The organism is Pseudomonas sp. Emmai (assembly GCF_055179735.1).
This window is the reverse complement of sequence record NZ_CM143685.1, coordinates 6,160,793-6,185,272: the sequence shown is the minus strand read 5'-3', so window position 1 is coordinate 6,185,272 and position 24,480 is coordinate 6,160,793. Positions and strand designations below refer to the sequence as shown.

Annotated in this window: 22 protein-coding genes, 1 pseudogene and 1 riboswitch; of the genes and pseudogenes, 14 read left to right on the top strand and 9 right to left on the bottom strand. The window is 60.6% G+C overall.

Features of this window, described 5'->3' with window-relative positions:
- The first annotated feature begins 102 nt into the window (after positions 1 to 102).
- The 3 genes from ACY4LX_RS28350 to ACY4LX_RS28340 all read left to right on the top strand — a co-directional run bounded on the left by ACY4LX_RS28350 (position 103) and on the right by ACY4LX_RS28340 (position 1,648).
- Positions 103 to 660: a hypoxanthine-guanine phosphoribosyltransferase gene (locus tag ACY4LX_RS28350; protein WP_123509212.1), complete on the top strand. Its 558-nt coding sequence runs from the start codon at positions 103 to 105 to the stop codon at positions 658 to 660.
- Positions 661 to 811: 151 nt separating this feature from the next.
- Positions 812 to 1,297, top strand: coding sequence for a hypothetical protein (locus tag ACY4LX_RS28345; RefSeq protein WP_149661123.1), 486 nt, complete (start codon positions 812 to 814; stop codon positions 1,295 to 1,297).
- A gap of 63 nt (positions 1,298 to 1,360) precedes the next feature.
- Positions 1,361 to 1,648: a PA4642 family protein gene (locus ACY4LX_RS28340; protein WP_092278109.1), complete on the top strand. Its 288-nt coding sequence runs from the start codon at positions 1,361 to 1,363 to the stop codon at positions 1,646 to 1,648.
- Between the two features lie 148 nt (positions 1,649 to 1,796).
- Here ACY4LX_RS28340 and mqo read toward each other — a convergent pair whose 3' ends face one another.
- Together mqo and ACY4LX_RS28330 are read right to left on the bottom strand one after the other, a co-directional pair.
- On the bottom strand, positions 1,797 to 3,305 hold the full coding sequence (gene mqo / locus ACY4LX_RS28335; protein WP_149661121.1) for a malate dehydrogenase (quinone): 1,509 nt from the start codon (positions 3,303 to 3,305) through the stop codon (positions 1,797 to 1,799).
- A gap of 736 nt (positions 3,306 to 4,041) precedes the next feature.
- On the bottom strand, positions 4,042 to 4,275 hold the full coding sequence (locus tag ACY4LX_RS28330; protein WP_054045638.1) for a hypothetical protein: 234 nt from the start codon (positions 4,273 to 4,275) through the stop codon (positions 4,042 to 4,044).
- Positions 4,276 to 4,480: 205 nt separating this feature from the next.
- Between ACY4LX_RS28330 and ACY4LX_RS28325 the strand changes: the two genes are divergently transcribed.
- Positions 4,481 to 5,065 carry a YajG family lipoprotein gene (locus ACY4LX_RS28325; RefSeq protein WP_123410123.1) on the top strand — a complete coding sequence of 195 codons (585 nt, stop codon included), beginning with the start codon at positions 4,481 to 4,483 and terminating at the stop codon, positions 5,063 to 5,065.
- Positions 5,066 to 5,276: 211 nt separating this feature from the next.
- Here the strand turns inward: ACY4LX_RS28325 and ACY4LX_RS28320 are convergent, their stop codons facing one another.
- Positions 5,277 to 5,483: a hypothetical protein gene (locus ACY4LX_RS28320; RefSeq protein WP_010458215.1), complete on the bottom strand. Its 207-nt coding sequence runs from the start codon at positions 5,481 to 5,483 to the stop codon at positions 5,277 to 5,279.
- A gap of 174 nt (positions 5,484 to 5,657) precedes the next feature.
- Here ACY4LX_RS28320 and ACY4LX_RS28315 point away from each other — a divergent pair, with 174 nt between their 5' ends.
- A complete protein-coding gene (locus ACY4LX_RS28315) occupies positions 5,658 to 5,942 on the top strand; it encodes a hypothetical protein (protein ID WP_149661120.1) in 285 nt (94 codons plus the stop codon).
- A gap of 209 nt (positions 5,943 to 6,151) precedes the next feature.
- Here ACY4LX_RS28315 and ACY4LX_RS28310 read toward each other — a convergent pair whose 3' ends face one another.
- Positions 6,152 to 7,315 (bottom strand): 1-acyl-sn-glycerol-3-phosphate acyltransferase, encoded by a 1,164-nt coding sequence (locus tag ACY4LX_RS28310; protein WP_178129239.1) that lies wholly within the window; start codon positions 7,313 to 7,315, stop codon positions 6,152 to 6,154.
- Between the two features lie 142 nt (positions 7,316 to 7,457).
- Here ACY4LX_RS28310 and ACY4LX_RS28305 point away from each other — a divergent pair, with 142 nt between their 5' ends.
- From ACY4LX_RS28305 to ACY4LX_RS28295, 3 genes are read left to right on the top strand one after another with little or no spacing between them, the layout of a single operon-like run.
- Positions 7,458 to 7,640, top strand: coding sequence for a CPXCG motif-containing cysteine-rich protein (locus ACY4LX_RS28305; RefSeq protein WP_008153387.1), 183 nt, complete (start codon positions 7,458 to 7,460; stop codon positions 7,638 to 7,640).
- 12 nt (positions 7,641 to 7,652) lie between these two features.
- Entirely contained in the window at positions 7,653 to 7,913 is a 261-nt protein-coding gene (locus ACY4LX_RS28300; protein WP_149661117.1) for a putative signal transducing protein, read from the top strand.
- Positions 7,914 to 7,948: 35 nt separating this feature from the next.
- Positions 7,949 to 8,572 (top strand): SOS response-associated peptidase, encoded by a 624-nt coding sequence (locus tag ACY4LX_RS28295; protein ID WP_133840280.1) that lies wholly within the window; start codon positions 7,949 to 7,951, stop codon positions 8,570 to 8,572.
- Positions 8,573 to 8,690: 118 nt separating this feature from the next.
- Here ACY4LX_RS28295 and ACY4LX_RS28290 read toward each other — a convergent pair whose 3' ends face one another.
- Both ACY4LX_RS28290 and ACY4LX_RS28285 read right to left on the bottom strand, forming a co-directional pair.
- Positions 8,691 to 9,434: a methyl-accepting chemotaxis protein gene (locus ACY4LX_RS28290; protein WP_372242364.1), complete on the bottom strand. Its 744-nt coding sequence runs from the start codon at positions 9,432 to 9,434 to the stop codon at positions 8,691 to 8,693.
- A gap of 111 nt (positions 9,435 to 9,545) precedes the next feature.
- Positions 9,546 to 9,743: pseudogene (locus tag ACY4LX_RS28285) on the bottom strand (HAMP domain-containing protein); the annotation flags it as partial.
- Positions 9,744 to 11,097: 1,354 nt separating this feature from the next.
- Here ACY4LX_RS28285 and ACY4LX_RS28280 point away from each other — a divergent pair.
- Complete coding sequence (locus tag ACY4LX_RS28280) at positions 11,098 to 11,913, top strand: M48 family metallopeptidase (protein WP_463258453.1); 816 nt, start codon at positions 11,098 to 11,100, stop codon at positions 11,911 to 11,913.
- Positions 11,914 to 12,165: 252 nt separating this feature from the next.
- Here the strand turns inward: ACY4LX_RS28280 and ACY4LX_RS28275 are convergent, their stop codons facing one another.
- From ACY4LX_RS28275 to ACY4LX_RS28265, 3 genes are all read right to left on the bottom strand, one after another.
- Positions 12,166 to 12,750 (bottom strand): TMEM165/GDT1 family protein, encoded by a 585-nt coding sequence (locus tag ACY4LX_RS28275; RefSeq protein ID WP_463258452.1) that lies wholly within the window; start codon positions 12,748 to 12,750, stop codon positions 12,166 to 12,168.
- Positions 12,751 to 12,838: 88 nt separating this feature from the next.
- A riboswitch (yybP-ykoY riboswitch) is annotated at positions 12,839 to 12,962 on the bottom strand.
- A gap of 40 nt (positions 12,963 to 13,002) precedes the next feature.
- A complete protein-coding gene (locus tag ACY4LX_RS28270; protein ID WP_463258451.1) occupies positions 13,003 to 14,001 on the bottom strand; it encodes a methyltransferase in 999 nt (332 codons plus the stop codon).
- Between the two features lie 32 nt (positions 14,002 to 14,033).
- Positions 14,034 to 14,999 carry a 2-hydroxyacid dehydrogenase gene (locus ACY4LX_RS28265; RefSeq protein ID WP_463258450.1) on the bottom strand — a complete coding sequence of 322 codons (966 nt, stop codon included), beginning with the start codon at positions 14,997 to 14,999 and terminating at the stop codon, positions 14,034 to 14,036.
- Positions 15,000 to 15,313: 314 nt separating this feature from the next.
- Here ACY4LX_RS28265 and ACY4LX_RS28260 point away from each other — a divergent pair, with 314 nt between their 5' ends.
- The 5 genes from ACY4LX_RS28260 (at position 15,314) to ACY4LX_RS28240 (ending at position 24,428) form a co-directional block, all read left to right on the top strand.
- A complete protein-coding gene (locus ACY4LX_RS28260) occupies positions 15,314 to 15,943 on the top strand; it encodes a LysE family translocator (protein WP_463258449.1) in 630 nt (209 codons plus the stop codon).
- A gap of 147 nt (positions 15,944 to 16,090) precedes the next feature.
- Complete coding sequence (locus ACY4LX_RS28255) at positions 16,091 to 17,773, top strand: fatty acid--CoA ligase (RefSeq protein WP_463258448.1); 1,683 nt, start codon at positions 16,091 to 16,093, stop codon at positions 17,771 to 17,773.
- A gap of 346 nt (positions 17,774 to 18,119) precedes the next feature.
- On the top strand, positions 18,120 to 20,009 hold the full coding sequence (locus tag ACY4LX_RS28250; RefSeq protein WP_463258447.1) for a DUF1302 domain-containing protein: 1,890 nt from the start codon (positions 18,120 to 18,122) through the stop codon (positions 20,007 to 20,009).
- Positions 20,010 to 20,037: 28 nt separating this feature from the next.
- Complete coding sequence (locus ACY4LX_RS28245; RefSeq protein WP_149661109.1) at positions 20,038 to 21,402, top strand: DUF1329 domain-containing protein; 1,365 nt, start codon at positions 20,038 to 20,040, stop codon at positions 21,400 to 21,402.
- Between the two features lie 287 nt (positions 21,403 to 21,689).
- Positions 21,690 to 24,428, top strand: coding sequence for a LuxR C-terminal-related transcriptional regulator (locus tag ACY4LX_RS28240; protein WP_463258446.1), 2,739 nt, complete (start codon positions 21,690 to 21,692; stop codon positions 24,426 to 24,428).
- Positions 24,429 to 24,480 lie beyond the last annotated feature (52 nt).

Genomic DNA, 24,480 nt, shown 5'->3' with positions numbered 1-24,480 from the left:
CTATAGACATAAGGTACGTTAGTCCACAAACGCTTGATTCGGCCGGGCGGGATGCGTACCTTTGCCCGCTTTTCCTGAATCCGCCACCCCTTGGAGAGCGACATGCCTGCTGATCTCGAGCATATCCGTCAAATCATGCGAGAGGCTGACTGCCTGTACACCGAAGCTGAAGTCGAGGCGGCCATCGCCCGCGTCGGTGCACACATCAACGAACAGCTGGCTGAGACCAACCCGGTGGTGTTCTGTGTGATGAACGGCGGCCTGATTTTCGCCGGCAAGCTGCTCACCCATCTGCACTTCCCGCTGGAAGCGTCCTACCTGCACGCCACCCGCTATCGCAACGAAACCAGCGGCGGCGACCTGTTCTGGAAAGCCAAGCCGGAAGTCTCATTCCTCGACCGCGACGTGCTGATCATCGACGATATCCTCGATGAAGGTCACACCCTGGGCGCGATCATCGACTACTGCAAACACGCCGGCGCGCGCAAAGTGCACACCGCCGTGCTGATCGACAAGGACCACGACCGCAAGGCTCGCCCGGACCTGAAAGCCGATTTCGTTGGTCTGCCGTGCATCGACCGTTACATCTTCGGTTATGGCATGGACTACAAAGGCTACTGGCGCAACGCCAATGGGATTTTTGCCGTTAAAGGCATGTAAACCCCGAAGGTGGTTTTCTGTAGGAGCAAAGCTTGCTCGCGATAGCGGTTTTCCAGACACAGTTCGTTTGAATGTGCCGACGTCATCGCAAGCAAGCTTTGCGCCTACAGCTCCCGTGATAAAGTGCCCGGCCTCGCCTCCGGAGCCCGTCATGAGCCTTTTGATCCGCAGCTGCGCCGCCCTGTTGCTGACCCTCAGCCTGCCTCTGGTCGCCGCCCCGGCGCCGATGCACGCGCAGTTCCTGCCGCCGGACGACCTGACCCTGCGCGACGCCGAACCGGAGCAGCAACAACTGCTGCAGGTCACCGATTATTCGGTGGTGGTGGGTAGCCAACGCCAGTCGACCCAACAACCGATCCCGGTGACGTCACCGCTGCTGATCCGCCTCAAGGGCAAATCCCTGAACAAGGGCGCGACCATCAGCCAGGTGATGGTCAATTTCGATGGCGAAAGCAAAAGCCTGAAAAAGCCGATCTACGACGAGAAGAGCAAAACCCTGACGCTCTACTACCCGCTGGCTCAATACCGGGTGGTGATCGATTTGCTGCGCAACGACACGGTGTATTGCCAGTTCCTCAGTTACGCCAACGGCCATGTCTGGGCCGATCTGCACACCGGCAGCGTGCGTTCGCGTTGAGCCTGGCCTCAATCGAGGGGTAAACTGCCCGCCCCGTGAAATGTCTGCGAGCTGGAGTCGGCAATGCGTAAAGATAAGAAGCAAGTGATTGGTGACGAGATCGGCGATGAGCAAATCAAACTGTTCCTCGATTTTGAACCGGTCGACGCCACTTCCCCGTCCCTGCACAAACTGATCAAGGCCTATCGCGGCCTGCGCATCGACGACTTCGAGCGCTTCCTGACGTTTTTCGTCGAGGCCGGGTTTGACCTGGACGGCAAGGATGAGCATGGCAATGATTTTGTTGCGGTGATCAAGGATCAGCGTAATGCGGCTGAGTACATCGAGTTGATCGCCAAGGCTCGCGGTTGAATCGCGGACACCTGTGCCCGTAGGAGTAAAGCTTGCTCGCGATAGCGCTCTGAAGGACGCCATCGCGGGCAAGCCATGCTCCTACAGATAGACGCATAAAAAAACGCCCCGCTCTCACTGAGAACGGGGCGTTTTTTGTGGGACCGAATCAAGCGTAGCTTTCAGTCTCGTTACTGGCTTCAACCAGTTCCAGCGCGACGTTGTTGTGCGCGTTGATCTTGCGATACAGCGCCGCGTCGGTTTCCAGGACTTTTTCCCGAGCCGGGAAGATTTCCGCCAGTTTGGCTGCCCATTCACCGGAGGCTTTGTTCGGGAAGCACTTCTCGATCAGCTCAAGCATGATCGAAACCGTCACCGAAGCACCAGGGGAAGCGCCGAGCAATGCAGCAAGGGAACCGTCCTTGGCCGCGACCAGTTCGGTACCGAACTGCAGAACGCCGCCCTTTTTCGGGTCTTTCTTGATGATCTGCACCCGTTGGCCGGCCACTTCCAGGCGCCAGTCTTCGGCTTTCGCCTCAGGGTAGAAGCGACGCAGGGATTCCAGGCGCTGCTCCATCGACTGCATCACTTCGCTGACCAGGTACTTGGTCAGGTCCATGTTGTTTTTCGCCACGGCCAGCATCGGGCCGATGTTGCCGGCACGAACCGACAGCGGCAGGTCCATGAAGGAGCCGTGCTTGAGGAACTTGGTGGTGAAACCGGCGTATGGCCCAAACAACAGGGACTTGTTGCCATCGACCACGCGGGTGTCCAGGTGCGGCACCGACATCGGCGGCGAACCCACGGCGGCCTGGCTGTAGACCTTGGCCTGGTGGTGCTTGACCACTTCCGGGTTGTCGCAACGCAGCCACTGGCCGCTGATCGGGAAGCCGCCGAAGCCTTTGCTTTCCTCGATGCCCGACGCTTGCAGCAACGGCAATGCCGCGCCGCCCGCGCCGAGGAAGACGAATTTGGCGTCGACTTCACGGGTGTTGCCGCTGTTGACGTCCTTGATGCTGACGGTCCAGCCATTGGCGTTACGCTTCAGGCCGGTGACGCGCTTGCAGTACTTGACCTGGGCATCCGGTGCGCTGGTCAGGTGCTTGAGCAATTGATTGGTCAGGGCGCCGAAGTTGACGTCGGTGCCGTTCATCACGCGGGTGGCGGCCAGGACTTCGTCGGGCGAGCGGCCCGGCATCATCAGGGGCATCCACTCGGCCATCTTGGCCTTGTCTTCGGTGTATTCCATATCGGAAAAGGCGTGGTGCTTGCTCAGCACGTTGAAGCGTGACTTGAGGAACGACACGCCGCTGTCGCCTTGCACGAAGCTCAGGTGCGGCACCGGGCTGATGAAGGTCTTGCACGAGCCGAAGGTGCCTTTCTTGGTCAGGTACGACCAGAACTGCTTCGACACTTCGAACTGGGTGTTGATGTGCACGGCTTTCTTGATGTCGACGGTGCCGTCGGCGGCCTGCGGCGTGTAGTTGAGCTCACACAGCCCGGCGTGACCGGTCCCGGCGTTGTTCCACGGGTTGGAACTCTCCGCGGCACCCGAATCCATCAGCTCGACGACTTCCAGCTTGATCGCGGGGTCGAGCTCTTTGAGCAGTACAGCGAGGGTGGCACTCATGATGCCGGCCCCTACGAGTACTACGTCGACTGCTTCGTTATGCGCCATTTAACGCGTCTCCAAAATCTGCAGCACCAAATTGTCGGCATGGCTGCCAGGCGTTCAGGGCGAGTCAGTGATGCCCCAGGTACCCATGGCAGTGTCGCCATGTCCGAATCTTCGCAATTTTTCGCAACTTCGACGGACGCTACCGGCCGGGCCTATGAGTGATATGAACTCATTTCAGCACACGACTGGCAATTCGACTTATGGTCGAGACATCCGTTTGTGCAACCAAATCCGTAGCGGACAGGCTTCAGGCTCCGGTATTTGAGGCGTACCCGGTCCTGTGTCGTTGGGCTGTTTCAGACGCTAATGGTGCATGTTCAGACGCAAAACTATTCATTTGCTCGCCACACTCTTGTGAAGTTGTGAAAACCCGTTTTTTTCACGCTCTTTTGAAGACGTGAACCTCAAAAAAGGGCTGTCCCAGCCTGGCACCGTGCCCGGATGGATTGCCGCCATGGGATACATGACAGGCAAAACGGGCAAACAGCTCAGTGACCGAGCGTAATGACAGCTCTGCAGATTCGCGAAAAGTGGGGGTTTTGCTCAGGGAACAGCAAGCGCGCCAGCTTCACTCGATCTGTGTGGGCGGCTCTCTGTGGGCGGTGCGGGGTGCCAATACCGGGGCATTGACGGTGCTGCGAGGCCCGATCAGGAGACGTCCTTATAATCGGGGGGAGATTGTATCTAAGAAACGCAGGGAAATGGTCGTGAATAATGACTTTTATTAGGCGTCTGGTCAGATGGACAACAGCGCCTGTACCCGTGAACGAGGTTGATGCTGGCGCACGCGGGCGCTCGGGGGCAGGGGATGGTGCAACCAGTTGAGGCGGATTTCTTCGATTTCGACCCAGCCATCACCCATGGGTTGGAGACTGCACTGCTTGAACGCCTGGCAATGGCCATTGCGGTCGAGCAGGGCGAAGCTGCGGTGCAACGGACGTGGCGCGAACAACGAGATCAGATAACGCATGGCGGAGTACCTTGTGGGGTGACTGCTGTGAAGGTTGCCAGCAGGCCGTGACGCCAACGTGTATGGACGGTTACAGGTGTGTGACAGGAACCGGCTCGTGCGGGGTTTGTCAGAGATTTCAACAATCGTTGCGAGACCCTAGTTCGCGACGATGGCCCACCGCTATACTGCCGGCCTGTTTGTGCCTGATTCTGGAGAGAAGAGCATGTTGCAACGCCTGTTGTTCGGTTTGATCACTGTGACCAGTTTGACCCTGGTTGGCTGCGCCCACAGCCCGCAACAACTGAACCCGGAGCCAAAGCTGACCACTCAGTTGGCGCCGGTTGGCCATGGCCAGCAGGTTGTGGTGCGAGTGGTGGACGGCCGTCCATCGCCAACCCTGGGCACCCGTGGCGGTCTGTACCCCGAGACCAGCGCGATCACCGTGCAGGGCGCGCAGATTCTGCCTAAGTTGCAGGCCCAGGCCGAGGCGGCCGTGCGCTTGCTGGGCTTCACCCCGGTGTCCAATGGCATGAATGCGCCGCAACTGACCGTGACCCTGGCGGAGCTGAAATATCAGTCGCCTAAAGAAGGCATGTACGTGACCGAAGCCACCATCGGCGCGACCTTCCGCTCCGACGTGCAGAACGCCAACCGTCGTTACAGCGGTCGTTACGGCGCTTCCCTGGACCAGCGTTTCGGCATGGCGCCGAATCAGGAAACCAACACCAAGCTGGTCAGCGATGTGTTGAGCGATGCCCTGACGCGTCTGTTCAAGGACCCGACCGTGGGTCAGATTCTCGGCGAATAACCTTTCGCGAGAGACAAAAAAGCCCGGTGCCAGTGATGGTCCCGGGCTTTTTCATGTCCGCCGATTTCTGTGGACGAATACAAAAACCCATGTAGGAGCGAGCGGTGCGACGATTCGACTTGCCCGCGAAGGCGGTGTGTCAGTCAACATTGATGTTGAATGTGCCGCCGCCTTCGCGGGCAAGCCTCGCTCCTACAAAAGTTCGGTGGGGTCAGGCGGCTTGGGAATAGAAATCCAGCACACTCACCCCGGTCAGCAGATCCGTTTCCGGCAAGTCCGCATGTTGATGCCCGCCGAGGGCGCAATACACCAGCCAGTGGCGGTCCTGGACGTTGAAGGCGAGGCTGCCGACGAGATTCTGCTGTTCGTCGCTTTGCGCGATAAGGTAGAGGCGGTCCTGGTTTTCGGCGTGCAGCATGCTGTGCTCTGTGTCGGTTTCGAGGGGCGACAGACTGGCGTATTCAGATGACGACGCCGTGACACAAGACAGCAATCGGCCCAATGGTTCGTTATTTGTCGCACGCTTTCGGTAGAATCCGCGCCGCGGTCGTCGGTCCGACGTCTGCCACGTTAGTTTTGCCCGAGGTCCGTGATGTCGTTGCATTTGATTTCGTTGTTCACCAACCATCCCGCCAAGTTGATCAACCTGCTGGCCTTGCTGATTGCCTTCCCCGGCTGCTGGCTGCTGCATGCTACCCGTCGCCGCGAACAGCGTGCGCTGGCGGTGCTGGAGGCGCATGCCCAGAGCCGTCGTGTCGATGACGCGATGTTGATGCTCGATGGCGCCACCCAGCGCATGAACCGGTTTTTCTATCGCTTCGGGTTTGCCTGCCTGGGTGTGGCGTTGGTCGTGTCGTGGATCAGTACCCGCTTCTGAATCTCTGACACAAGACCTGTGGCGAGGGGGCTTGCCCCCGTTGGGCTGCGAAGCAGCCCCAAAGGTCACCGCGTTCAGTCTGGCACACCGCAAGCACCGATTTTGCGACTGCTGCGCAGCCGAACGGGGGCAAGCCCCCTCGCCACAGTTGGTATAAGGCCAAAAAAACGGCGCCCCGAAGGCGCCGTTGTCGTGTCCGGTCAAGCTGCTTAAAGCGGCAACCCAGCCTTCACCCGATACTGATTGCGCACCGGCGTCGCATATTGCAACACCAGGAACGGACGATGTTCCTCAGGGCAAGCCTCCAGCCGGCGCTGCCATTCTTCCTGAGCCTTGGCCAGTTCATCCGCCGCAAACACTTCGGCGGCTTTGGGCACCTGAAGCTGCGGATCCGCATCCTTCCACTGCGCATAAGCCAGGTAGTGCACCGGGAACAACCGGTAACCGCCGAGGATCTGCTTGTCCATCTCGATCGCCAATTGCTTGGTGTCGTCGAACAGCTCGGTGATCGGCGCGGCGAAATTCACGTGGACCCGGCCCTTGTAGCCGGTGATGCCCTTGGCGATGCTCACATCGTCCTCGCCCGGCACTTTGCTGTAGCTGCCAGTAGTGGCGCGGATGAACAGTTCGCGGGCCTTGGCCTGGTCGCACGGGTCGTATTCGTAGCTGATCGACACCGGGGTCACGTTCAGCGACTGGATGACCTCGCCGAACGGCTCGTCCTTGCGGCTCATGTGAAACATCTTGAGGATCGCCGACTCGGTACGGTCGTCGCCATCCTTGGCCCGGCCTTCGGCCTGGGCGATCCAGATCGAGGCGCAGTCGTTGCGGATCGAGTGGTTGATGTAGGCCGACAGCAACTGGTAAGCCGCCATCTTCTCGCGGCGACCGGTGATCGAGCGGTGCACGATGAAGCTCTTGTTCAGACGCATCAGATCGCTGACAAATGGCTTTTGCAGCAGGTTGTCACCGATGGCGATGCGCGGGGTCGGCAGGCCGGCGTGGTACACGGCATAGTTGACGAAGGCCGGGTCCATCACGATATCGCGGTGATTGGCGATAAACAGGTAAGCGCTGCCGGATTTGAACTGCTCGACGCCGGTGTAGGTGACACCGTCGGTGGCGCGCTCGATGGTGTGGTCGACGTACACCTCGACCTTGTCCTGCAAAGTGGCCACCGAGTTGACGCCGGCGAACTCACGGCGCAGCCGATGAGCTATAAGAGGTTTGAGCATCCAGCCGAAAGCACCGGCATAACGCGGGAAGCGAAAGTGAATGAGGATATCTAGAAGCGCCTTGTCGCCGAGCAGCCGCGCCAGCACCGCTGGGACTTCGCTGTCGTCGTAAGGTCGGATGGCATCGAATTCGCCCATCATGCTCTCTTGTTAGAAACGGCTAGGGTAAGTAAAGGTTTTGATCGAAAACCAACGGGGCACGGTCTGAAAAGGTAGTCAGACAAAAATAGCCCTGCAAATAGACCGGCGATTATACGCACAAGTCACCTGGGAGACCGCGATGCTGGAAACCGAGCGCTACGAATGTCCGTATTGTGGTGAAGAGGCCGAGGCCGTGCTGGATTTGTCCGGCGGCGATCAGACCTATATCGAGGATTGTCCGGTGTGTTGCAGGCCGATCACGTTTGTCCTGCAAACCGACGGTCAGGAATGGTTGCTCGAAGTTCATAGCGAGAACGAATGAAAGGGGCGCCCGATGCAGCGAATCTACGAACCGGAAAACCTGATGGAAGGCGAGTTGCTGCAAGGCATGCTCGCCAGCGAGGGCATCGAAGCGCATCTGGTGGGGCGGGATTTGCTCGGTGGCAGCGGTGAATTGCCGATTTACGGTTTGTTGGGTTTGTCCGTGGATAACGATCAGGCCGAGTACGCCCGGGAACTGATCACCGCCTACAATGCCGCGTTGCCGATGCCCGGTGATGAACCGGAAAGTTTTCCCGGCACGCTGGTCTGTTAGGCTGACGGTCGTTTTATCAAGAGTCGTGTTGCCCCATGTGTGGACGTTATGCCCTGTTTCGCTGGAACCCCGCCTTCGCGGCCCTGCCTGGCTTCCCCGCCGATCAGCAGGCCCAGTGGAATATTTCCCCCAACGATTCGGTGTTGATGCTGCGTGCCGGTGCCGACGGTCAGCGTGAGTTGGCTCGCGCCCGCTGGGGCCTGACGCCGCCGTGGCTGACCGATTTGTCCCGCACCCCGGCCCATGCCCGGGCCGAAACCGTGGCCGAACAGCCGATGTTTCGCCAGGCCCTGCGCGAGCGCCGTTGCCTGTTGCCGGCCAATGGTTTCTACGAATGGCGCGGCACCCAACGCAAGCGCCCCTATTGGCTGACACCGGGGGAGGGCTCGGCGCTGTTTTTCGCGGCGATCTGGGAGGCGTATCCAGTGCAGGAGCAGATATGGCTGAGCACGGCGGTGATCACCCAGCCGGCGGCGAGTCAGCGCCGGCCGTTGATTCTCGATGAGGCGGGGCAGGCCGCGTGGCTTGATCCCGAGACGCCTTTGCATGTGTTGCAGGGATTGCTGGCCAGTGAGCCCGCAGCGTTGCGCGAGCGGGTGTTGGCGAATCTGGTGAATGATCCGAAGCTCAACGGGCCGGAGTGTTTGACGCCGGGATAGTGATCGCTCCCACGCTCTGCGTGGGAATGCAGCCACGGACGCTCCGCGTCCACTGTGACGCAGAGCGTCACGGGATTCATTCCCACGCGGAGCGTGGGAACGATCATGAACGATCACCTCAGACCTTGAACTGATTGATCAACCGCCGCTGCTGTTCCGCCAACTTGGTCAGGTCCGCACTGGCCGCACTCGACTCATCCGCCCCGCCGGCCACTTCGTTGGCCACTTGCCCGATGTTGATCACGTTGCGGTTGATGTCATCCGCTACCGCACTCTGTTCCTCGGCCGCGCTGGCGATCTGGGTGTTCATGTCGTTGATCACCGACACCGCCTGAGTAATCGTCTCCAGCGCTTCAGCCGCTTTCGCCGCATGCTGCACGCTTTCATCTGTACGGTTCTGGCTGTCTTCCATGACCCGCACCACATCGCGGGTGCCCTGTTGCAGTTGCTGGATCATGGTCTGGATTTCTTCGGTGGCCTTCTGGGTCTTCTGTGCCAGGTTGCGCACTTCATCGGCCACCACGGCAAAACCACGGCCCTGTTCCCCGGCGCGCGCAGCTTCGATCGCGGCGTTCAAGGCCAGCAGGTTGGTCTGCTCGGCAATCCCGCGAATCGCGGTAAGGATCGCGTTGATGTTCTCACTGTCCTTGGCCAGGGTCTGCACCACGGCCACCGCTTTACCGATTTCCACCGCCAGCACGCCAATCGAATTCGAGGTGTCGCGCACGATCTGCATGCCTTGCGCTGCCGCTTTGTCCGCATGGCTGGCCGCCTGCGCTGCCGATGTGGCGTTGCGTGCTACGTCCTGGGCGGTGGCGGTCATTTCGTGTACTGCCGTGGCTACCTGATCGATCTCGGCCATCTGCTTGTGCACGCCAATGTTGGTGCGGATGGCGATGTCGGCGGTGTGTTCCGATGAATCGCTGACGCTCTGCACCGACGTCACCACCTGGGTGATCATCGCCTGCAACTTGGCCAGGAAGGTGTTGAAGCCCTTGGCAATCGAGCCCAGTTCGTCGGCGCGGTCGCTGCTCAGGCGGCGCGTGAGATCGCCTTCGCCCTGGGCGATGTCGTCGAGCATGGCCACCATTTGCTTGAGCGGACGGGCGATGCCGTGGCCCACCAGCCAGATGACCAGCAAGCCGATACCCGCAATCAGCAAGCCGACCATCGCCATGCCGAAGGTGTCGGACTTGCGCTGTTTATCCAGGTCGCCCTGGAGTTTTTGCAGGTCGGCCATCACCGCGTTCAGCGGCAATTGCAGCATCAGGGTCCAGCGGGCGTCGGTCTGGCCGATGCCGAACGGCAGGTACAATTCGATCCGGCCATTGGCCTTGTCGACGGTGTAGGTCACTTCGCCGCGCTTGAGATTCGCCATGTTGGCAATCTGCTGGCTGTCGAGGATGTCGCTGACCTTCTCGCCGAATTTGCTCGGGTCCTTGGTGTAGGCGACGATCCGGCCATTGCCGCCGATCAGCGCCATCACGCCCGAGCCGCCGTACAGTTTCTGGTTGGCGCCCAGGAGCATTTCCTGGATGAAGTTCACCGACAGGTCGGCGCCGACGATGCCCTGGAAGGCGCCGTTGAGCATGATCGGTTCAATAAAGGAGGCGAGCATGACGATTTTGTCGCCGACCTTGTAGGGCGCCGGATCGATCACGCAGGATTTCTTGGTTTCTTTCGAGCACAGGTAGTACTCGCTGGCGCGCACGCCGGTGGACAGGGTTTTCTGGTCGTCGACGTCCACCAGTTTGTCCAGGCCCAGGCTGCCGTCCTCGTTGCGGAACCACCACGGCAGGAAACGTCCGTTGGCGGCGTCGATACCGACCACCTTGGTATCGACGTAGGCCACATCGTTATGGTCCAGGGCGTTTTTTTCCCAGCCGATGTAGGTGCCGAGGATCTTCGGGTTCTTGGCGACGTTTTGCTTGATCAGGCTGATCAACTGCTCACGGCTGATGTTCACCTGGGGTTGGCCATCGGCGCCCGGGGTGCCGATCAGCTCGTTGACCCGCACCAGGCCGCCGGCAATTAGCAGCGGTGCTTCGAGCTCGCGCTGGATCTGGCTGACCTGGGTTTGCGCCAGGGAAGTGAGGCGCTGCTCGATGACTTGTTCGAACTGCGCCTGGGTCCGTTCCTGGACCATGTCTTGCGTCCGGGCGCCGGAAAACAGCGCGTACAGCACCAGGGCCGCGACGACACTGAGGACGATGGCGCCGGCGAGGGCCGCTACGGAAAACTGGATCGACTTGAATTTCATGGGTGCTCCGCACGCAAGAGGACGTCTGCGCTGTTGTATCGGCCGGGGCATCGGGGTCCATGAGCGGGGGCGTGGCGAAATGACTGTTTTGGCGTGCTGGAGGTCGTAAATGAAGCGTGGCGGGCGTGGCCTGCGCGAGTTTGTGAATTTTTTTCGGCAGCGCAGAAAATATTGTCGGAAAAGTCTGTGCTACACGTCTGTTGTATCTGGCGCCGATACAATTCACCGCCTACGATACGCGGCATGTTTTCAGGGAGCTCTATTGATGAACAAGACATTGGTTGCAAGTGCATTGAGCGCGGGTCTGTTGCTCGCCGGTTGTCAGTCGGTCAACACCACCAGCGGCGGAGCCGTCGGGGTTGAGCGCAAGCAGTACATGTTCAGCATGCTGTCGAGCCAGGAAGTCGACCAGATGTATGCCCAGTCCTATCAGAAGACAGTAGGCGAGGCGACGAGCAAAGGGGTATTGGACAAGACCAGTGCCGATGCCAAGCGCATCCAGGCCATTGCCAACCGGCTGATTGCCCAGGCGCCGAACTTCCGTCCGGATTCGGCCCAGTGGAAGTGGGAAGTCAACCTGATCAAGAGCGACGAGCTCAACGCCAACTGCGGTCCTGGCGGCAAGATCATTTTCTACACCGGGCTGATCGACAGCCTGAAACTCACCGACGATGAAATCGCCGCGGTCATGGGCCATGAAATCGCCCACGCCCTGCGCGAGCACGGTCGTGAAGCGATGTCCAAGGCCTATGGCATGGAAATGGCCAAGCAGGGCGCCGGTGCCTTGTTCGGTCTGGGGCAGGACAGCCTGGCCCTGGCCGACACCGTGGCCAACTACGGCATGACCTTGCCGAACAGCCGCGCCAATGAAAACGAAGCCGACCTGATCGGCCTGGAACTGGCGGCCCGCGCTGGCTACAACCCGAACGCAGCGATCACCTTGTGGAACAAGATGAGCAAGGCGTCGGAAGGTTCGCCACCTGAATTCATGAGCACTCACCCGGCGTCGACCAGTCGGATTGCTTCGTTGCAGGCAGCGATTCCGAAAGTCATGCCGCTTTACAACAGCAGTAAGCAGTAAGCTGCAAGCTGCAAGCCGCAAGCTTGAAGCAAAGCGGGTCTGCTCTGCTTCAATCTTTGGGCTTATAACGTGTAGCTTTGATCGTTCCCACGCTCTGCGTGGGAATGCATCCTGTGACGCTCTGCGTCACGCCCCAAAAACGGACGCGGAGCGTCCAGGGCGGCATTCCCACGCAGAGCATGGGAACGATCAGTCAGGCGGGTCTGCTCTGCTTCAATCTTTGGGCTTATAACGTGTAGCTTGCCGCTGTTTTTATACCCACCCGCTGCTCTGCATTGCCTTGTACACCGCCACAATCGCCAGCACGAAGAACGCCGACGCCGCCAGTCGACGGATCAATGTCAACGGCAGTTTGTCCGCCGCAAAGTTACCGGCCAGTACCACCGGCACGTTGGCAATCAACATCCCGGCGGTGGTGCCGATGATCACCAGCCACAGTTCCGGGTATTGCGCGGCGAGCATCACCGTAGCGACCTGGGTCTTGTCGCCCATCTCTGCCAGGAAAAACGCGATCAATGTGGTCAGGAACGGGCCGAACTTGCGCGCCGTGCTGGCTTCGTCGTCGTCCATCTTGTCCGGCACCAGGGTCCACAACGCCGTCGCGGTAAAGCTGGCGGCGAGGATCCAGTGCAGCGTTGCATTCGAGAAGAAGCTGCCGAACCAGGCGCCTACCGCACCGGCTGCCGCGTGGTTGGCCAGGGTCGCGGCAACGATGCCGGCGATGATCGGCCAGGGTTTGCGAAAGCGAGCGGCGAGAATGAGCGCGAGCAGTTGCGTCTTGTCGCCGATTTCGGCCAAGGCAACGATTGCGGTGGGAACGAGAAGAGAATCCAGCATCAGGGTTTTCCTAAGGGGCGGGTCGACACGGCTATGACACGTACAGCCTTCCCGCCCCGGGTAAGGTGTTCGTGTCATAGGTCTTGTCAAACCCTGGCGACCATCTGTGTGGACGCTTGGGTCGCATACGCCATGGCCTGTTGACCAAGTATGTTGACGTATGCCGGACGAGCATGGCGCTCGTGGGAGACTACTCCCCTAGGACGGAGCGGATTCTGCCTAGGCAAAATCCGTTAGGCAAGCACTTATTTATCAGCCGCGTTTGGCCCGGTAGATTCGGAAACCCTGTCCTTCTGCCTTGATCGCACACACGCCCAGGTGCTCTTCGATCAGCGGTTGATACTTCAGGAAGCTGTTGGCAACCAAGCGCAGTTCGCCACCGTTTTTCAGATGTTTGGCTGCTTTTCGCAGCAAGTTCTCGGTTGCAAAATAATCGGTGTGCACCCCGACATGGAACGGCGGATTGCTCAAAATCGCGCTCAACCCCATCGGCGCGGCATCGATCCCGTCACCGGTAATTACCTCGGCTTCCAGACCGTTGGCGGCCAATGTCAGGCGACTGCTGGCAGCGGCGAACGCATCCACGTCCAACAAAGTGACTTGGTTGTGCGGATAACGACGCTTGACCGCCGCGCCCAGCACCCCGGCGCCACAACCGAAATCGAGCAAATGGCCGCTGGGCAACTTGTCCAGATGCTCCAGCAACAGCGCGCTGCCGCGATCCAGGCGACCGTGGCTGAACACCCCCGGCAGGCTGATGACTTTCAGCGGCCCTTCGGCCAAGGGCAGTTCGTATTCCTGGGCCAGGCTTTCCAGGGATTTGGCTTCTGGCGCGTTGGCCACGGTGACCAGCCACAGTTGGCAATGCCGCGCGCTGTCGAGCTTGCGCGGCTTGCCGAACGGGTTCAGTTGCTTGGCCGCGCCTTCGATGCCGCTGCGTTTTTCACCGACCAGGTATAACTCGCGCCCGGCCAAACGGGAGGCGAGGGCGTTGAGGATGTAGTCGGTCAGGTCCTTGGACTTGGGCAGAAACACCACCGCCGTGTCGAATTCACGCTCCGGTGCGTTCACACCAAAGTGGCTGCGCTCGGCGAAGCGTGCGTCCAGCGCTGCTTGATCGCCGGCATGCCAGCACCAGCCATGGGCGTCGGGCAGGCGGCCCAGCAAGTCGTCGGCGGGCAAACCGGCCAGCAACACCGAACCCTGGAATAACTCGGCCTGACGAAGCAGTACTTCACTGCGCGGATCCATACTCTGCTCCTTGAAAAAAGTGCGGCAGTTTATCAACTGACGACCCGCAGTGCCTTACCGCTGAAGAACGCCTGGGTGTTTTCGGTCAACTGGCCCACGATGCGCTGCCGCGCCTCGCGACTGCCCCAGGCGTTGTGCGGTGTGACGATCAGTCGGGGAATGTCAGCGGCCAGCAACGGGTTGCCGTTGACCGGCGGTTCGACACTCAGCACGTCCGTGGCCGCGCCGCCCAGGTGACCGTTGCGTAAAGCGTCGGCCAGGGCCTGTTCGTCGATCAAGCCACCGCGGGCAGTGTTGACCACGAAGGCACCCGGTTTCATCGAAGCCAGTTCACGGGCGCCGATAAAGTGCCGGGTGTGTTCGTTGAGCGGGCAGTGCAGGGTCAGGGCGTCGATTTGCGGCAGCAGTTCATCCAGCGGCAAGCGATCCGGGCGGGCAGGGCGGCCGGGAATCTGCCCCAGCAACACGCGCATGCCGAAGGCTTCGGCCAATCGCGCGACGGCGCCGCCCAGTTCGCCGTGACCGAGCAGGCCGAGGGTTTTGCCTTCCAGTTCGACGATCGGGTAATCCAGCAGGCAGAACTGTTTGGCCTGCTGCCAGCGCCCTTCGCCGACGGCTTTCTGGTAATCGGCCAGGCGTGTTGCGAGGTTCAGCAACAGCATGATCGTGTGCTGGGCCACCGACGGCGTGCCGTAACCCTGGCAGTTGCACACGGTGATCCCGTGGGCGCGGGCGGCGGCCAGGTCGACGTTATTGGTGCCGGTGGCGGTGATCAGGATCAGCTTGAGTTCGGGGCTGGCGGCGATGGCGGCGGCGTCGATCAGGATCTTGTTGCTGATGGCCACGGTGGCGCCCTTGAGGCGCTCGATCACCTGATCCGGCGTGGTCTGGGCGAACAACTGCAAGTCGCTGAAGCAATCGCGCAATGGCGTCAGGTCGAGGTCGCCCAGGTCCAGGGACGGGTGGTCGAGGAAAACGGCGCGGCGAGTGTTCGTCATCAACTGTACCTTTTGTGCAATGAACTGAAGGCGTAATCTGCCGAGCCTACCAGATGAAACAAATGGTTACTCATCGCCCCCAAGCCACTTTAAAGGCCGGTGCGGTACCTGTGGCGAGGGAGCTTGCTCCCGCTGGGCTGCGTAGCAGCCCCAACCCAGGCAGCCGAGTTTTATCAGGCGGACCGCGTTTTCCGGTTTTACGACTGCTTCGCAGCCGAACGGGAGCAAGCTCCCTCGCCACAGGTGTGATGCAAGCCATAGAAATTGAGTTTGCTCGCGCTATTTTTCGACCAAGTTTCCCCAAGGAGCCCCCCATGTACTGGACAGAATTCTTGACCGTCGCCCTGATTCACCTGCTGGCCGTCGCCAGTCCCGGCCCGGACTTTGCCGTGGTGGTGCGTGAGAGCGTGACCCACGGTCGCCGCGCCGGGACCTGGACCGCGCTGGGTGTGGGCACGGCGATTTTCCTGCACGTCGGTTATTCGCTGCTCGGCATCGGCCTGATCGTGTCCCAGTCGATTGTGCTGTTCAACGCCTTGAAATGGGCGGCGGCCGCCTACTTGTTGTACATCGGCTTCAAGGCATTGCGGGCACAACCGGCCAAACCGGTGTCGGACGACCTGCACAAGGAAGTCGGCGAGCGTACCGCCCGTGGCGCGTTTACTTCGGGCTTCGTCACCAATGGCCTGAACCCCAAGGCCACGCTGTTCTTCCTGTCGCTGTTCACCGTGGTGATCAACCCGCACACGCCACTGGTCGTGCAGGCCAGCTACGGGATCTACCTCGCGTTCGCCACGGCGTTGTGGTTCTGCCTGGTGGCCAGGTTATTCAGCCAACAACGGGTTCGCGCCGGTTTCGCCCGCATGGGCCACTGGTTCGACCGGACCATGGGCGCGGTGCTGATCGCCATCGGCGTGAAACTCGCGTTCACCGAGATGCATTGATCAAACGCGGATCCTACCAAATGCTGGCGCAAAGCTAGCATTTGTACGGTTCTGCAAATCATACCTTTGGCTGATTTGGTTGGCGTATAAGGGCTCTAGAGTGCTTATCTTCCAAGCCAAGACCGTGTAGTCAGAAAAGGGATTCTTATGTTGCAGACTCGCGTTATCCCGCCCGCCGAAGGCGCCTACCAGTATCCGTTGCTGATCAAACGACTGCTGATGTCCGGCGCTCGTTACGAGAAAACCCGCGAGATCATTTACCGCGACCAGCTGCGCTACAGCTATCCGACCCTGATCGAACGGGTCGCACGGCTGGCCAATGTGTTGACGGCGGCCGGGGTCAAGGCCGGGGACACCGTGGCGGTGATGGACTGGGACAGTCATCGGTACCTGGAATGCATGTTCGCCATCCCGATGATTGGCGCCGTGATCCACACCATCAACGTGCGCCTGTCGCCGGAACAGATCCTCTACACCATGAACCACGCCGAGGACCGCTTCGTGCTGGTCAACAGTGAGTTTGTGGGGCTGTACCAGGCCATCGCCGGGCACCTGACCACGGTTGAGAAAACCCTGCTGCTGACCGACTTGCCAGAAAAAACCGCCGATTTGCCGAACCTTGTCGGCGAATACGAGCAACTGCTGGCCGCTGCGAGCACCCAGTACGACTTCCAGGATTTCGACGAAAACTCGGTCGCGACCACTTTCTACACCACCGGCACCACCGGCAATCCCAAAGGTGTGTACTTCACCCATCGGCAACTGGTGCTGCACACCATGGGCGTGTCGACCATCATGGGCGCCATCGACAGCGTGCGGCTGCTGGGCACCAACGACGTCTATATGCCGATCACGCCGATGTTCCATGTGCACGCCTGGGGCTTGCCGTATGTGGCGACGATGCTCGGGCTGAAGCAGGTTTATCCCGGCCGCTACGACCCGGAATACCTGGTGGAGTTGTGGCGCAAAGAGAAAGTCACCTTCTCTCACTGCGTGCCGACCATTCTGCAAATGGTCCTCAACGCCAAAGGCGCCCAAGACACTGATTTCGGTGGCTGGAAAATCGTCATCGGCGGCAGTGCGCTCAACCGCACGCTGTACGAAGCCGCCAAGGCCAAGGGCATTCAATTGACCGCTGCTTATGGCATGTCGGAAACCGGGCCGCTGGTGTCCTGCGCGCACCTCAATGACGAATTGATGGCCGGCACCGAAGACGAACGCACGACCTATCGGATCAAGGCCGGCGTGCCGGGGCCACTGGTAGAGGCGGCCATTGTCGACACTGACGGCAATTTCCTGCCCGCCGATGGCGAGACCCAGGGCGAACTGGTGCTGCGCGCGCCGTGGCTCACCGAAGGTTATTTCAACGAACCACAGAAGGGCGCCGAGCTCTGGGCTGGCGGCTGGCTGCACACCGGCGACGTGGCGACCCTGGACAGCATGGGCGTGATCGACATTCGCGACCGGATCAAGGACGTGATCAAGACCGGCGGCGAGTGGATCTCGTCCCTGGACCTCGAAGACCTGATCAGCCGTCACGTAGCGGTACGTGAAGTAGCAGTGGTGGGGATTGCCGATCCGCAGTGGGGCGAGCGGCCGTTTGCGCTGCTGGTGATCCGCGAAGGGCATGAGATCGGGGCTCGTGAACTCAAGGAGCACCTCAAGCCGTTCGTCGAGCTGGGGCATCTGAGCAAGTGGGCCATCCCGAGCCAGATTGCCCTTGTTACTGAAATTCCCAAGACCAGCGTCGGCAAGCTCGACAAGAAGCGCATCCGCCTCGACATCACCGAATGGCAGGCCAACAACAGCACCTTCCTCTCGACGCTTTGAGCGTGTTCTGACCTTCCCTGGCGCGCCCGAAAGGGCACGCCAGCCCCACCAAGCAAGCGCTTGGCTTGTGAAATCCGAATTTTCAGCCATCCTTGCCGTGCCGACATGTGTCGGACTGGCGAAAGGACTGTTCCAGAGTGGCCGGCAGCTGCAAATCACACTTTAGAGGGATCAAGCAGTACTACCTGCTGGCTATAGTCCGCTCAAGGATTTTTAAGAACGGAGCACACGCACAAACGGGGCGATGCACATTGGGATTGAATTCGGGACGCCTTGGCTCTCGGTCATCCACAACGTTTTTAAAAGTACTCACTGCCATAACAATAATGCACATGGAGTAGCGTCGATGACATCAGTAAACCAGTTCTGGCGCCGGGCGAAACTGCCCCTGGCGGTCAGTATCGCCTCTTCGCTCGCCGGGCCTGCATTCGGCGTCAGTTTCAACGTCGGTGAAATCGAAGGTCAGTTCGACTCATCACTGTCGATCGGTGCCAGTTGGTCTACTCAGAGTCCCAACAAGAACCTTATCGGCGTCAACAACGGCGGCCATGGCCTGTCCCAGACGTCCGATGACGGTCACGCAAACTTCAAGAGCGGGGAAACCTTCTCGAAAATCTTCAAGGGCATCCACGACCTCGAATTGAAATACGGCGACACCGGGGTCTTCGTCCGCGGCAAGTACTGGTACGACTTTGAACTGAAAGACGAAAGTCGCGAGTTCAAGGACATCAGCGACAACAACCGCAAGGAAGGCGCCAAGTCCGCCGGTGGGCAGATCCTCGACGCCTTCGTCTACCACAACTACTCCATTGCCGATCAGCCGGGCTCCGTGCGTCTGGGCAAGCAGGTCGTGAGCTGGGGTGAAAGTACCTTCATCGGCGGCGGCATCAACTCGATCAACCCGATCGACGTGTCTGCGTTCCGTCGTCCGGGCGCCGAGATCAAGGAAGGCCTGATTCCGGTCAACATGTTCTACGTGTCCCAGAGCCTGACCGATAGCCTGTCGGCCGAAGCGTTCTACCAGCTCGAGTGGGACCAGACCGTCGTCGATAACTGCGGCACATTCTTCTCTCAGGCAGACATCATTGCCGACGGTTGCGACAGCAACCTGCGCGTGCTGAACAAGCGTTCGCAGATCCCAGCCATCGCGTTGGGCCCATTGGCCGCCAATGGCGTGGACGTCAACGAAGAAGGTGTGCTGGTCAAGCGCGGTGGCGATCGTGACGCCCGTGACAGCGGCCAGTGGGGCGCGTCCCTGAAGTACATGTTCGACCCGCTCGACACCGAGTTCGGCGCCTACTTCATGAACTACCACAGCCGTGCGCCGATCTTCAGCGCCACCGGTGCCCCGCAGTCGGTCTACAACACTGCACGGGCGCTGCCAGGGCCGTTCGCCGCACTCGCACCGCTGCTGGTGGCAGGCAATTCGGAATACTTCGTCGAATACCCGGAAGACATCCGCCTGTACGGTTTGAGCTTCTCCACCACCCTGCCTACCGGTACGGCGTGGAGCGGTGAACTGAGCTACCGTCCGAACGCACCGGTGCAACTGAACTCCACCGACATCCTGTTCGCCGGCGTCCGTCCTATCGGTGGCGCGTTGTCCAACGCGTCCCTGCTGACCGGCGTACCGGGTCAGGACCTGCACGGTTATCGCCGCAAGGAAATCACCCAGTTCCAGACCACCCTGACGCACTTCTTTGACCAGGTCATGGGCGCCAGCCGTCTGACCCTGGTGGGCGAAGTGGGCGTGACCCACGTCGGCGGCCTGGAAAGCACGTCCGATGTCCGCTACGGCCGTGATCCGGTCTACGGTCCGGGTGAGTTGCCCGCCACCGGCGGCACCGATACCTGCGCCAACATCCTCAACGCCAGCACCATCAACGGCGCCGGCCCGGGTTCGCCACAGAACAACCGCAGCCGCAATTGCACCAACGGAGGCTTCACCACGGCCACCTCGTGGGGCTACCGCGGTCGTGCCATCTGGGAATACAACGACGTGTTTGCCGGGGTGAACCTCAAGCCGAACGTGGCCTGGTCCCATGACGTCAGCGGTTACTCGCCTGGCCCTGGCGGCAACTTCGAGGAAGGTCGCAAAGCGGTCAGCCTGGGTGTCGATGCCGAATACCAGAACACCTACACCGCAAGCCTGGCCTACACCAATTTCTTTGATGGCAAGTACACCACCGTGGATGACCGTGACTTCGTCGCGCTCAGCTTCGGCGTGAACTTCTAAGCACTGCTTTTTCAGGACGAACACACCTATGAAAATAACAAAGAGTCTGTTCCACGCCGGTGTTCTGGGGCTTTCGCTGCTGGCGACAAGTGTCATGGCCGCGGTGCCTGCCGCGGAAGCGGACAAACTGGGCAAGAGCCTGACGCCGATGGGCGCCGAAATGGCGGGTAATGCCGACGGTTCCATTCCAGCCTGGAAACCCCTGGCAAAGAATGCCGGCAGCGTTGACAGCAAGGGCTTCCTGTCCGACCCGTACGCCAGTGAAAAACCGCTGTTCACCATCACTGCGCAGAACGTCGACCAATACAAAGAGAAGCTTGCCCCGGGCCAGTACGCGATGTTCAAGCGCTACCCGGAAACCTTCAAGATGCCGGTCTACCCGTCCCATCGCGGCGCTACCGTGCCGGATGACGTGTTCGCCGCCATCAAGAAAAACGCCACCAACACCAACCTGGTGTCCGGCGGCAATGGCCTGGAAAACTTCGAAACCGCCGTGCCGTTCCCGATTCCGAAGAGCGGCGTCGAAGTCATCTGGAACCACATCACCCGCTATCGCGGCGGCAGCGTGACCCGTCTGGTGACCCAGGCCACGCCGCAACCGAACGGCTCGTTCAGCCTGGTGTACTTCCAGGATCAGTTCGTGTTCCGCGACAAGATGAAGGACTACGACCCGAAAAACCCGGGCAACATCCTGTTCTACTTCAAGCAGAAAGTGACTGCGCCGGCACGTCTGGCCGGTGGTGTGCTGCTGGTGCACGAAACCCTCGACCAGGTGAAGGAACCGCGTTCGGCGTGGGTCTACAACGCCGGTCAGCGTCGTGTGCGTCGCGCCCCGCAAGTGTCCTATGACGGGCCGGGTACCGCCGCCGATGGCCTGCGTACCTCCGACAACCTGGACATGTACAACGGTGCGCCGGATCGCTACGACTGGAAACTCGAAGGCAAGAAAGAGATGTACATCGCCTCCGACAGCTACAAACTCGACGATCCGAAGCTGAAATACACCGACATCATCAAGGCCGGCCACATCAACCAGGACCTGGCTCGTTACGAGCTGCGCCGGGTCTGGCATGTGGTGGCGACCCTGAAGGAAGGTCAGCGCCACATCTATGCCAAACGTGACTTCTACATCGACGAAGACACCTGGCAGGCAGCGGTGATCGACCATTACGACGGTCGCAATCAGCTGTGGCGCGTGGCAGAAGCCCACGCCGAGAACTACTACGACAAGCAAGTGCCGTGGTACGCCCTGGAAACCCTGTATGACCTGCAATCGGGTCGCTACCTGGCCCTGGGCATGAAGAACGAAGAGAAGTCGGCGTATGACTTCGGCTTCACCGCCACCACCAGCGACTTCACCCCGGCTGCACTGCGTCAGGATGGTGTTCGCTAACACGCTGTAGACAGAGGCCGCATCCTCGAAAAACGCCCCGACTGGTTCGGGGCGTTTTTTTTTGCCTGACCCACCACGCCCCCGTAGGAGCAAAGCTTGCTCGCGATGGCGTCCGTACCAACACCGCATGATTCCCGATACATCGCGCCAGCCCCAATCGCGGGCAAGCCTTGCTCCTACGGTCTTTTTGTAGCCATTTGTAGCAGCTACCTTCAATACCTCTTCGTTTACCGCTAGTCTGCGGACATCTGTAACGCCGCCAACAGCATTTCAAACAAGAGCCGGCCATGACTGATCTGTCCCCACTTCCGGGTCCTGCAAGCGTTGCCGTCGCGGCACTGGACGGGCGTTTCTTCCGACCGCCGCTGCCGGATGGCCATGTGCTGCGGCCGCGCTTGTGCGAGCGGCTGAGTGCCGGGCTGGGTGGTCGATTGTTGTTGGTCAGTGCCCCGGCCGGGTTTGGCAAGAGTTCGTTGGCGGTGGAGTTCTGTCAGGGCTTGCCGGCGCACTGGCAAAGCCTGTGGCTGGGGCTGAGCCCGCGGGACAACGATCCGGGACGTTTCCTCGAGCGCCTGCTCGAAGGCCTCCAGGATTACTTTCCGCAGTTGGGCAGCAAGGCGCTCGGGCTGCTGAAAATGCGCCAGCGCCATCAACCCTTTGCGTTCGAGGAGTGGCTGGACGGTTTGCTCGATGAGCTGGCCGTGCACCTGTCGCCGATCACGCCCCTGTTGCTGGTGCTGGATGACTATCACCTGGCCCAGGGCCCGGTACTCGATCGCTGTCTGCAATTCTTCCTCAATCACCTGCCCGATGGCCTGCTGGTCATGGTCACCAGCCGCCAGCGTCCGGACTGGCACCTGGCGCGGCTGCGCCTGTCGCGGCAACTGCTCGAACTGCATGAGCAAGACCTGCGCCTGACCCACGACGAAGCCCTGACCCTGCTCGATCGCCACAGCAATTCGTTGCGCGGCGAAGCCCTGGAAAACCTGATCCAGCGCAGTGAAGGCTGGGTGGCGGGCCTGCGTTTCTGGTTGCTGGCGGCCTCCGAAGCGGGCAGCGATGGCGCGTTACCGCAGTCGCTGCATGGCGGGGAAGGGCTGATCCGCGATTACCTGCTGGAAGAAGTCATCGACTGTTTGCCGGCCGAGGTGCAGGCCTTCCTCTATGACACAGCGCCCCAGGAGCGTTTTTGCAGCGAGCTGTGCGACGCGGTGCGCGAGGCCCATGACAGCGCTGAAATCCTGGGTTTCCTGTTGGCCCATCAAGTGTTTCTGGTGCCGCTGGATGAGCATGGTCACTGGTATCGCTATCACCACCTGTTTTCCGACTTGCTGCGCACGCGGCCCAAGACCCAGGCTTTGGTGCCGGCCGCGAGCCTGCATTTGCGCGCCTGCCGCTGGTTCAACGCCCAGGGCTTGCTCGATGAAGCGGTGGAGCAGGCCTTGCGTGCCGGGCATCTGGATGTCGCGGCGAACCTGGTGCAAAACCTGTCGGAAGAACAACTGCTGGCCGAGCAAAACGTCGGCATGCTGTTGCGCTGGAAAATGGACTTGCCCGACAGCCTGCTGATCAGCACGCCTCGGTTGATCGTGCTCTACAGTTGGGCGCTGGGGCTGGCGTGCCAACTGGATGCCGCCGAGGAACTGGCCAATCACCTGAGTCGCTTCCTGCCAGCCCCGTCGGCCACAGCCCAGAAGTCCATGCTGGCGCAATGGCTGGCCCTGAGCGGGATCATCGCCCGGGGGCGCGGCAATCGTGAACTGACGCTGCTCTATTGCACCGAAGCGCTGGAGAGCCTGCCGGCCAAGCGCTATGGCCAGCGCCTGATGTGCCTCTCGACCTTGTCCAACCTGGCCATTGCCGATGGCGACCTGTGGCGCGCCCGGGGTTTGAATCGCGAGTCCCTGGAGTTGGCGCAACGGGTCGGCAATCCATTGTTCGAGGCCTTGGCCCATTACGACCGCGCCCGGGTGTTGCAGGCGCGCGGGGAGATCCTGCGCTCGCTGGATGAGGTCCGCCAGGGTCTGCAACGGCTGCACGGTTTGTCGCCGCAACGGCTCTATGCGGTACGCGCCCGTCTGATCTTGTACGAAGGCTTTCTGCTGGCCCTGCGCTCGCAACCTCAGGCCGCCCGACTGCGTTTGCAGGCCGGTCTGGGCGAAGCCCGGGCCTGCCGCGACATCAGCGTGTTGATCGGCCACTGTGTGATCGCCCGGCTCGAGGGCAACAGCGGCGAGTTCGCCAAGGCCTTCGCCGAACTGGCCGAAGCCGAACGGCTGATGCACATCTGGGACGTCCCGCCGATCTACTACCTGGCGATGATCACTCTGGTCAAATGCGAACTCTGGCTGGCCCAGGGCCGCACCGACCTCGCCGAAGCCTGGCTCGCCCGCCTGGGCCAGACCTACAACGGCGAACGCGCCGCTGCCCCCCCGGAATTCCATCCGCAACTGCCCCTGCACATCGAATTGCAGCAAGCTTTGCTGGACGTGATCAAAGGCCAGCCGATGCTGGCGGAAGGGCGATTGAATGCGCTGCTCGAGCATGGGCAACAATCGGGTCGACAGATGCTCAGCGTGATGGCGCTGACGCAGAAAATTACGTTGCTGCTGGCGGGCGGGCGCGAGCCCGAAGCCCGCAAGGCGTTGGCCCAGGCACTGGAAGCCGCGGCCGGTGGTGTGCTGCAACCGTTCGACGGGTTGTTGGCCGAGCATCCGGATTGGTTGCGTGGACAACTGCAGCTCGGTGCGTCGACCGCTGTTTCGCAAAACCTTTTGGAGAAACTGCCCGTCACCGCCGCGCGTCCCGCGTTGGAGTTATCCCCAGGCGCGGAAAACCTCAGCAACCGCGAGCTGGCCGTGCTGCGGTTGATCGCCGAAGGCTGCTCGAACCAGGAAATCAGCGATCAGCTGTTTATTTCGCTCCACACCGTGAAGACCCATGCCAGCCATATCAACAGCAAACTCGGGGTGGAGCGGCGCACGCAAGCGGTCGCCCGGGCGAAAGAGTTGGGTGTCTTGCAGTAGTCGGCGTTTGAAATACCTCCGATACAAGGTGGGTCTTGAGTCGGAGGTTATC

Excerpts from the sequence above, each read along its gene's own strand:
- ACY4LX_RS28315 (WP_149661120.1), top strand. The coding sequence starts at position 5,658 with ATGTCGTTGCATTTGATTTCGTTGTTCACCAACCATCCCGCCAAGTTG.
- mqo (WP_149661121.1), bottom strand. The coding sequence starts at position 3,305 with ATGGCGCATAACGAAGCAGTCGACGTAGTACTCGTAGGGGCCGGCATC.
- ACY4LX_RS28330 (WP_054045638.1), bottom strand. The coding sequence starts at position 4,275 with ATGCGTTATCTGATCTCGTTGTTCGCGCCACGTCCGTTGCACCGCAGC.
- ACY4LX_RS28255 (WP_463258448.1), top strand. The coding sequence starts at position 16,091 with ATGTTGCAGACTCGCGTTATCCCGCCCGCCGAAGGCGCCTACCAGTAT.
- ACY4LX_RS28305 (WP_008153387.1), top strand. The coding sequence starts at position 7,458 with ATGCTGGAAACCGAGCGCTACGAATGTCCGTATTGTGGTGAAGAGGCC.
- ACY4LX_RS28295 (WP_133840280.1), top strand. The coding sequence starts at position 7,949 with ATGTGTGGACGTTATGCCCTGTTTCGCTGGAACCCCGCCTTCGCGGCC.
- ACY4LX_RS28245 (WP_149661109.1), top strand. The coding sequence starts at position 20,038 with ATGAAAATAACAAAGAGTCTGTTCCACGCCGGTGTTCTGGGGCTTTCG.
- ACY4LX_RS28250 (WP_463258447.1), top strand. The coding sequence starts at position 18,120 with ATGACATCAGTAAACCAGTTCTGGCGCCGGGCGAAACTGCCCCTGGCG.
- ACY4LX_RS28310 (WP_178129239.1), bottom strand. The coding sequence starts at position 7,315 with ATGGGCGAATTCGATGCCATCCGACCTTACGACGACAGCGAAGTCCCA.
- ACY4LX_RS28275 (WP_463258452.1), bottom strand. The coding sequence starts at position 12,750 with ATGCTGGATTCTCTTCTCGTTCCCACCGCAATCGTTGCCTTGGCCGAA.
- ACY4LX_RS28240 (WP_463258446.1), top strand. The coding sequence starts at position 21,690 with ATGACTGATCTGTCCCCACTTCCGGGTCCTGCAAGCGTTGCCGTCGCG.
- ACY4LX_RS28300 (WP_149661117.1), top strand. The coding sequence starts at position 7,653 with ATGCAGCGAATCTACGAACCGGAAAACCTGATGGAAGGCGAGTTGCTG.
- ACY4LX_RS28345 (WP_149661123.1), top strand. The coding sequence starts at position 812 with ATGAGCCTTTTGATCCGCAGCTGCGCCGCCCTGTTGCTGACCCTCAGC.
- ACY4LX_RS28270 (WP_463258451.1), bottom strand. The coding sequence starts at position 14,001 with ATGGATCCGCGCAGTGAAGTACTGCTTCGTCAGGCCGAGTTATTCCAG.
- ACY4LX_RS28265 (WP_463258450.1), bottom strand. The coding sequence starts at position 14,999 with ATGACGAACACTCGCCGCGCCGTTTTCCTCGACCACCCGTCCCTGGAC.
- ACY4LX_RS28280 (WP_463258453.1), top strand. The coding sequence starts at position 11,098 with ATGAACAAGACATTGGTTGCAAGTGCATTGAGCGCGGGTCTGTTGCTC.
- ACY4LX_RS28340 (WP_092278109.1), top strand. The coding sequence starts at position 1,361 with ATGCGTAAAGATAAGAAGCAAGTGATTGGTGACGAGATCGGCGATGAG.
- ACY4LX_RS28290 (WP_372242364.1), bottom strand. The coding sequence starts at position 9,434 with ATGGCCGAGATCGATCAGGTAGCCACGGCAGTACACGAAATGACCGCC.
- ACY4LX_RS28260 (WP_463258449.1), top strand. The coding sequence starts at position 15,314 with ATGTACTGGACAGAATTCTTGACCGTCGCCCTGATTCACCTGCTGGCC.
- ACY4LX_RS28320 (WP_010458215.1), bottom strand. The coding sequence starts at position 5,483 with ATGCTGCACGCCGAAAACCAGGACCGCCTCTACCTTATCGCGCAAAGC.
- ACY4LX_RS28325 (WP_123410123.1), top strand. The coding sequence starts at position 4,481 with ATGTTGCAACGCCTGTTGTTCGGTTTGATCACTGTGACCAGTTTGACC.
- ACY4LX_RS28350 (WP_123509212.1), top strand. The coding sequence starts at position 103 with ATGCCTGCTGATCTCGAGCATATCCGTCAAATCATGCGAGAGGCTGAC.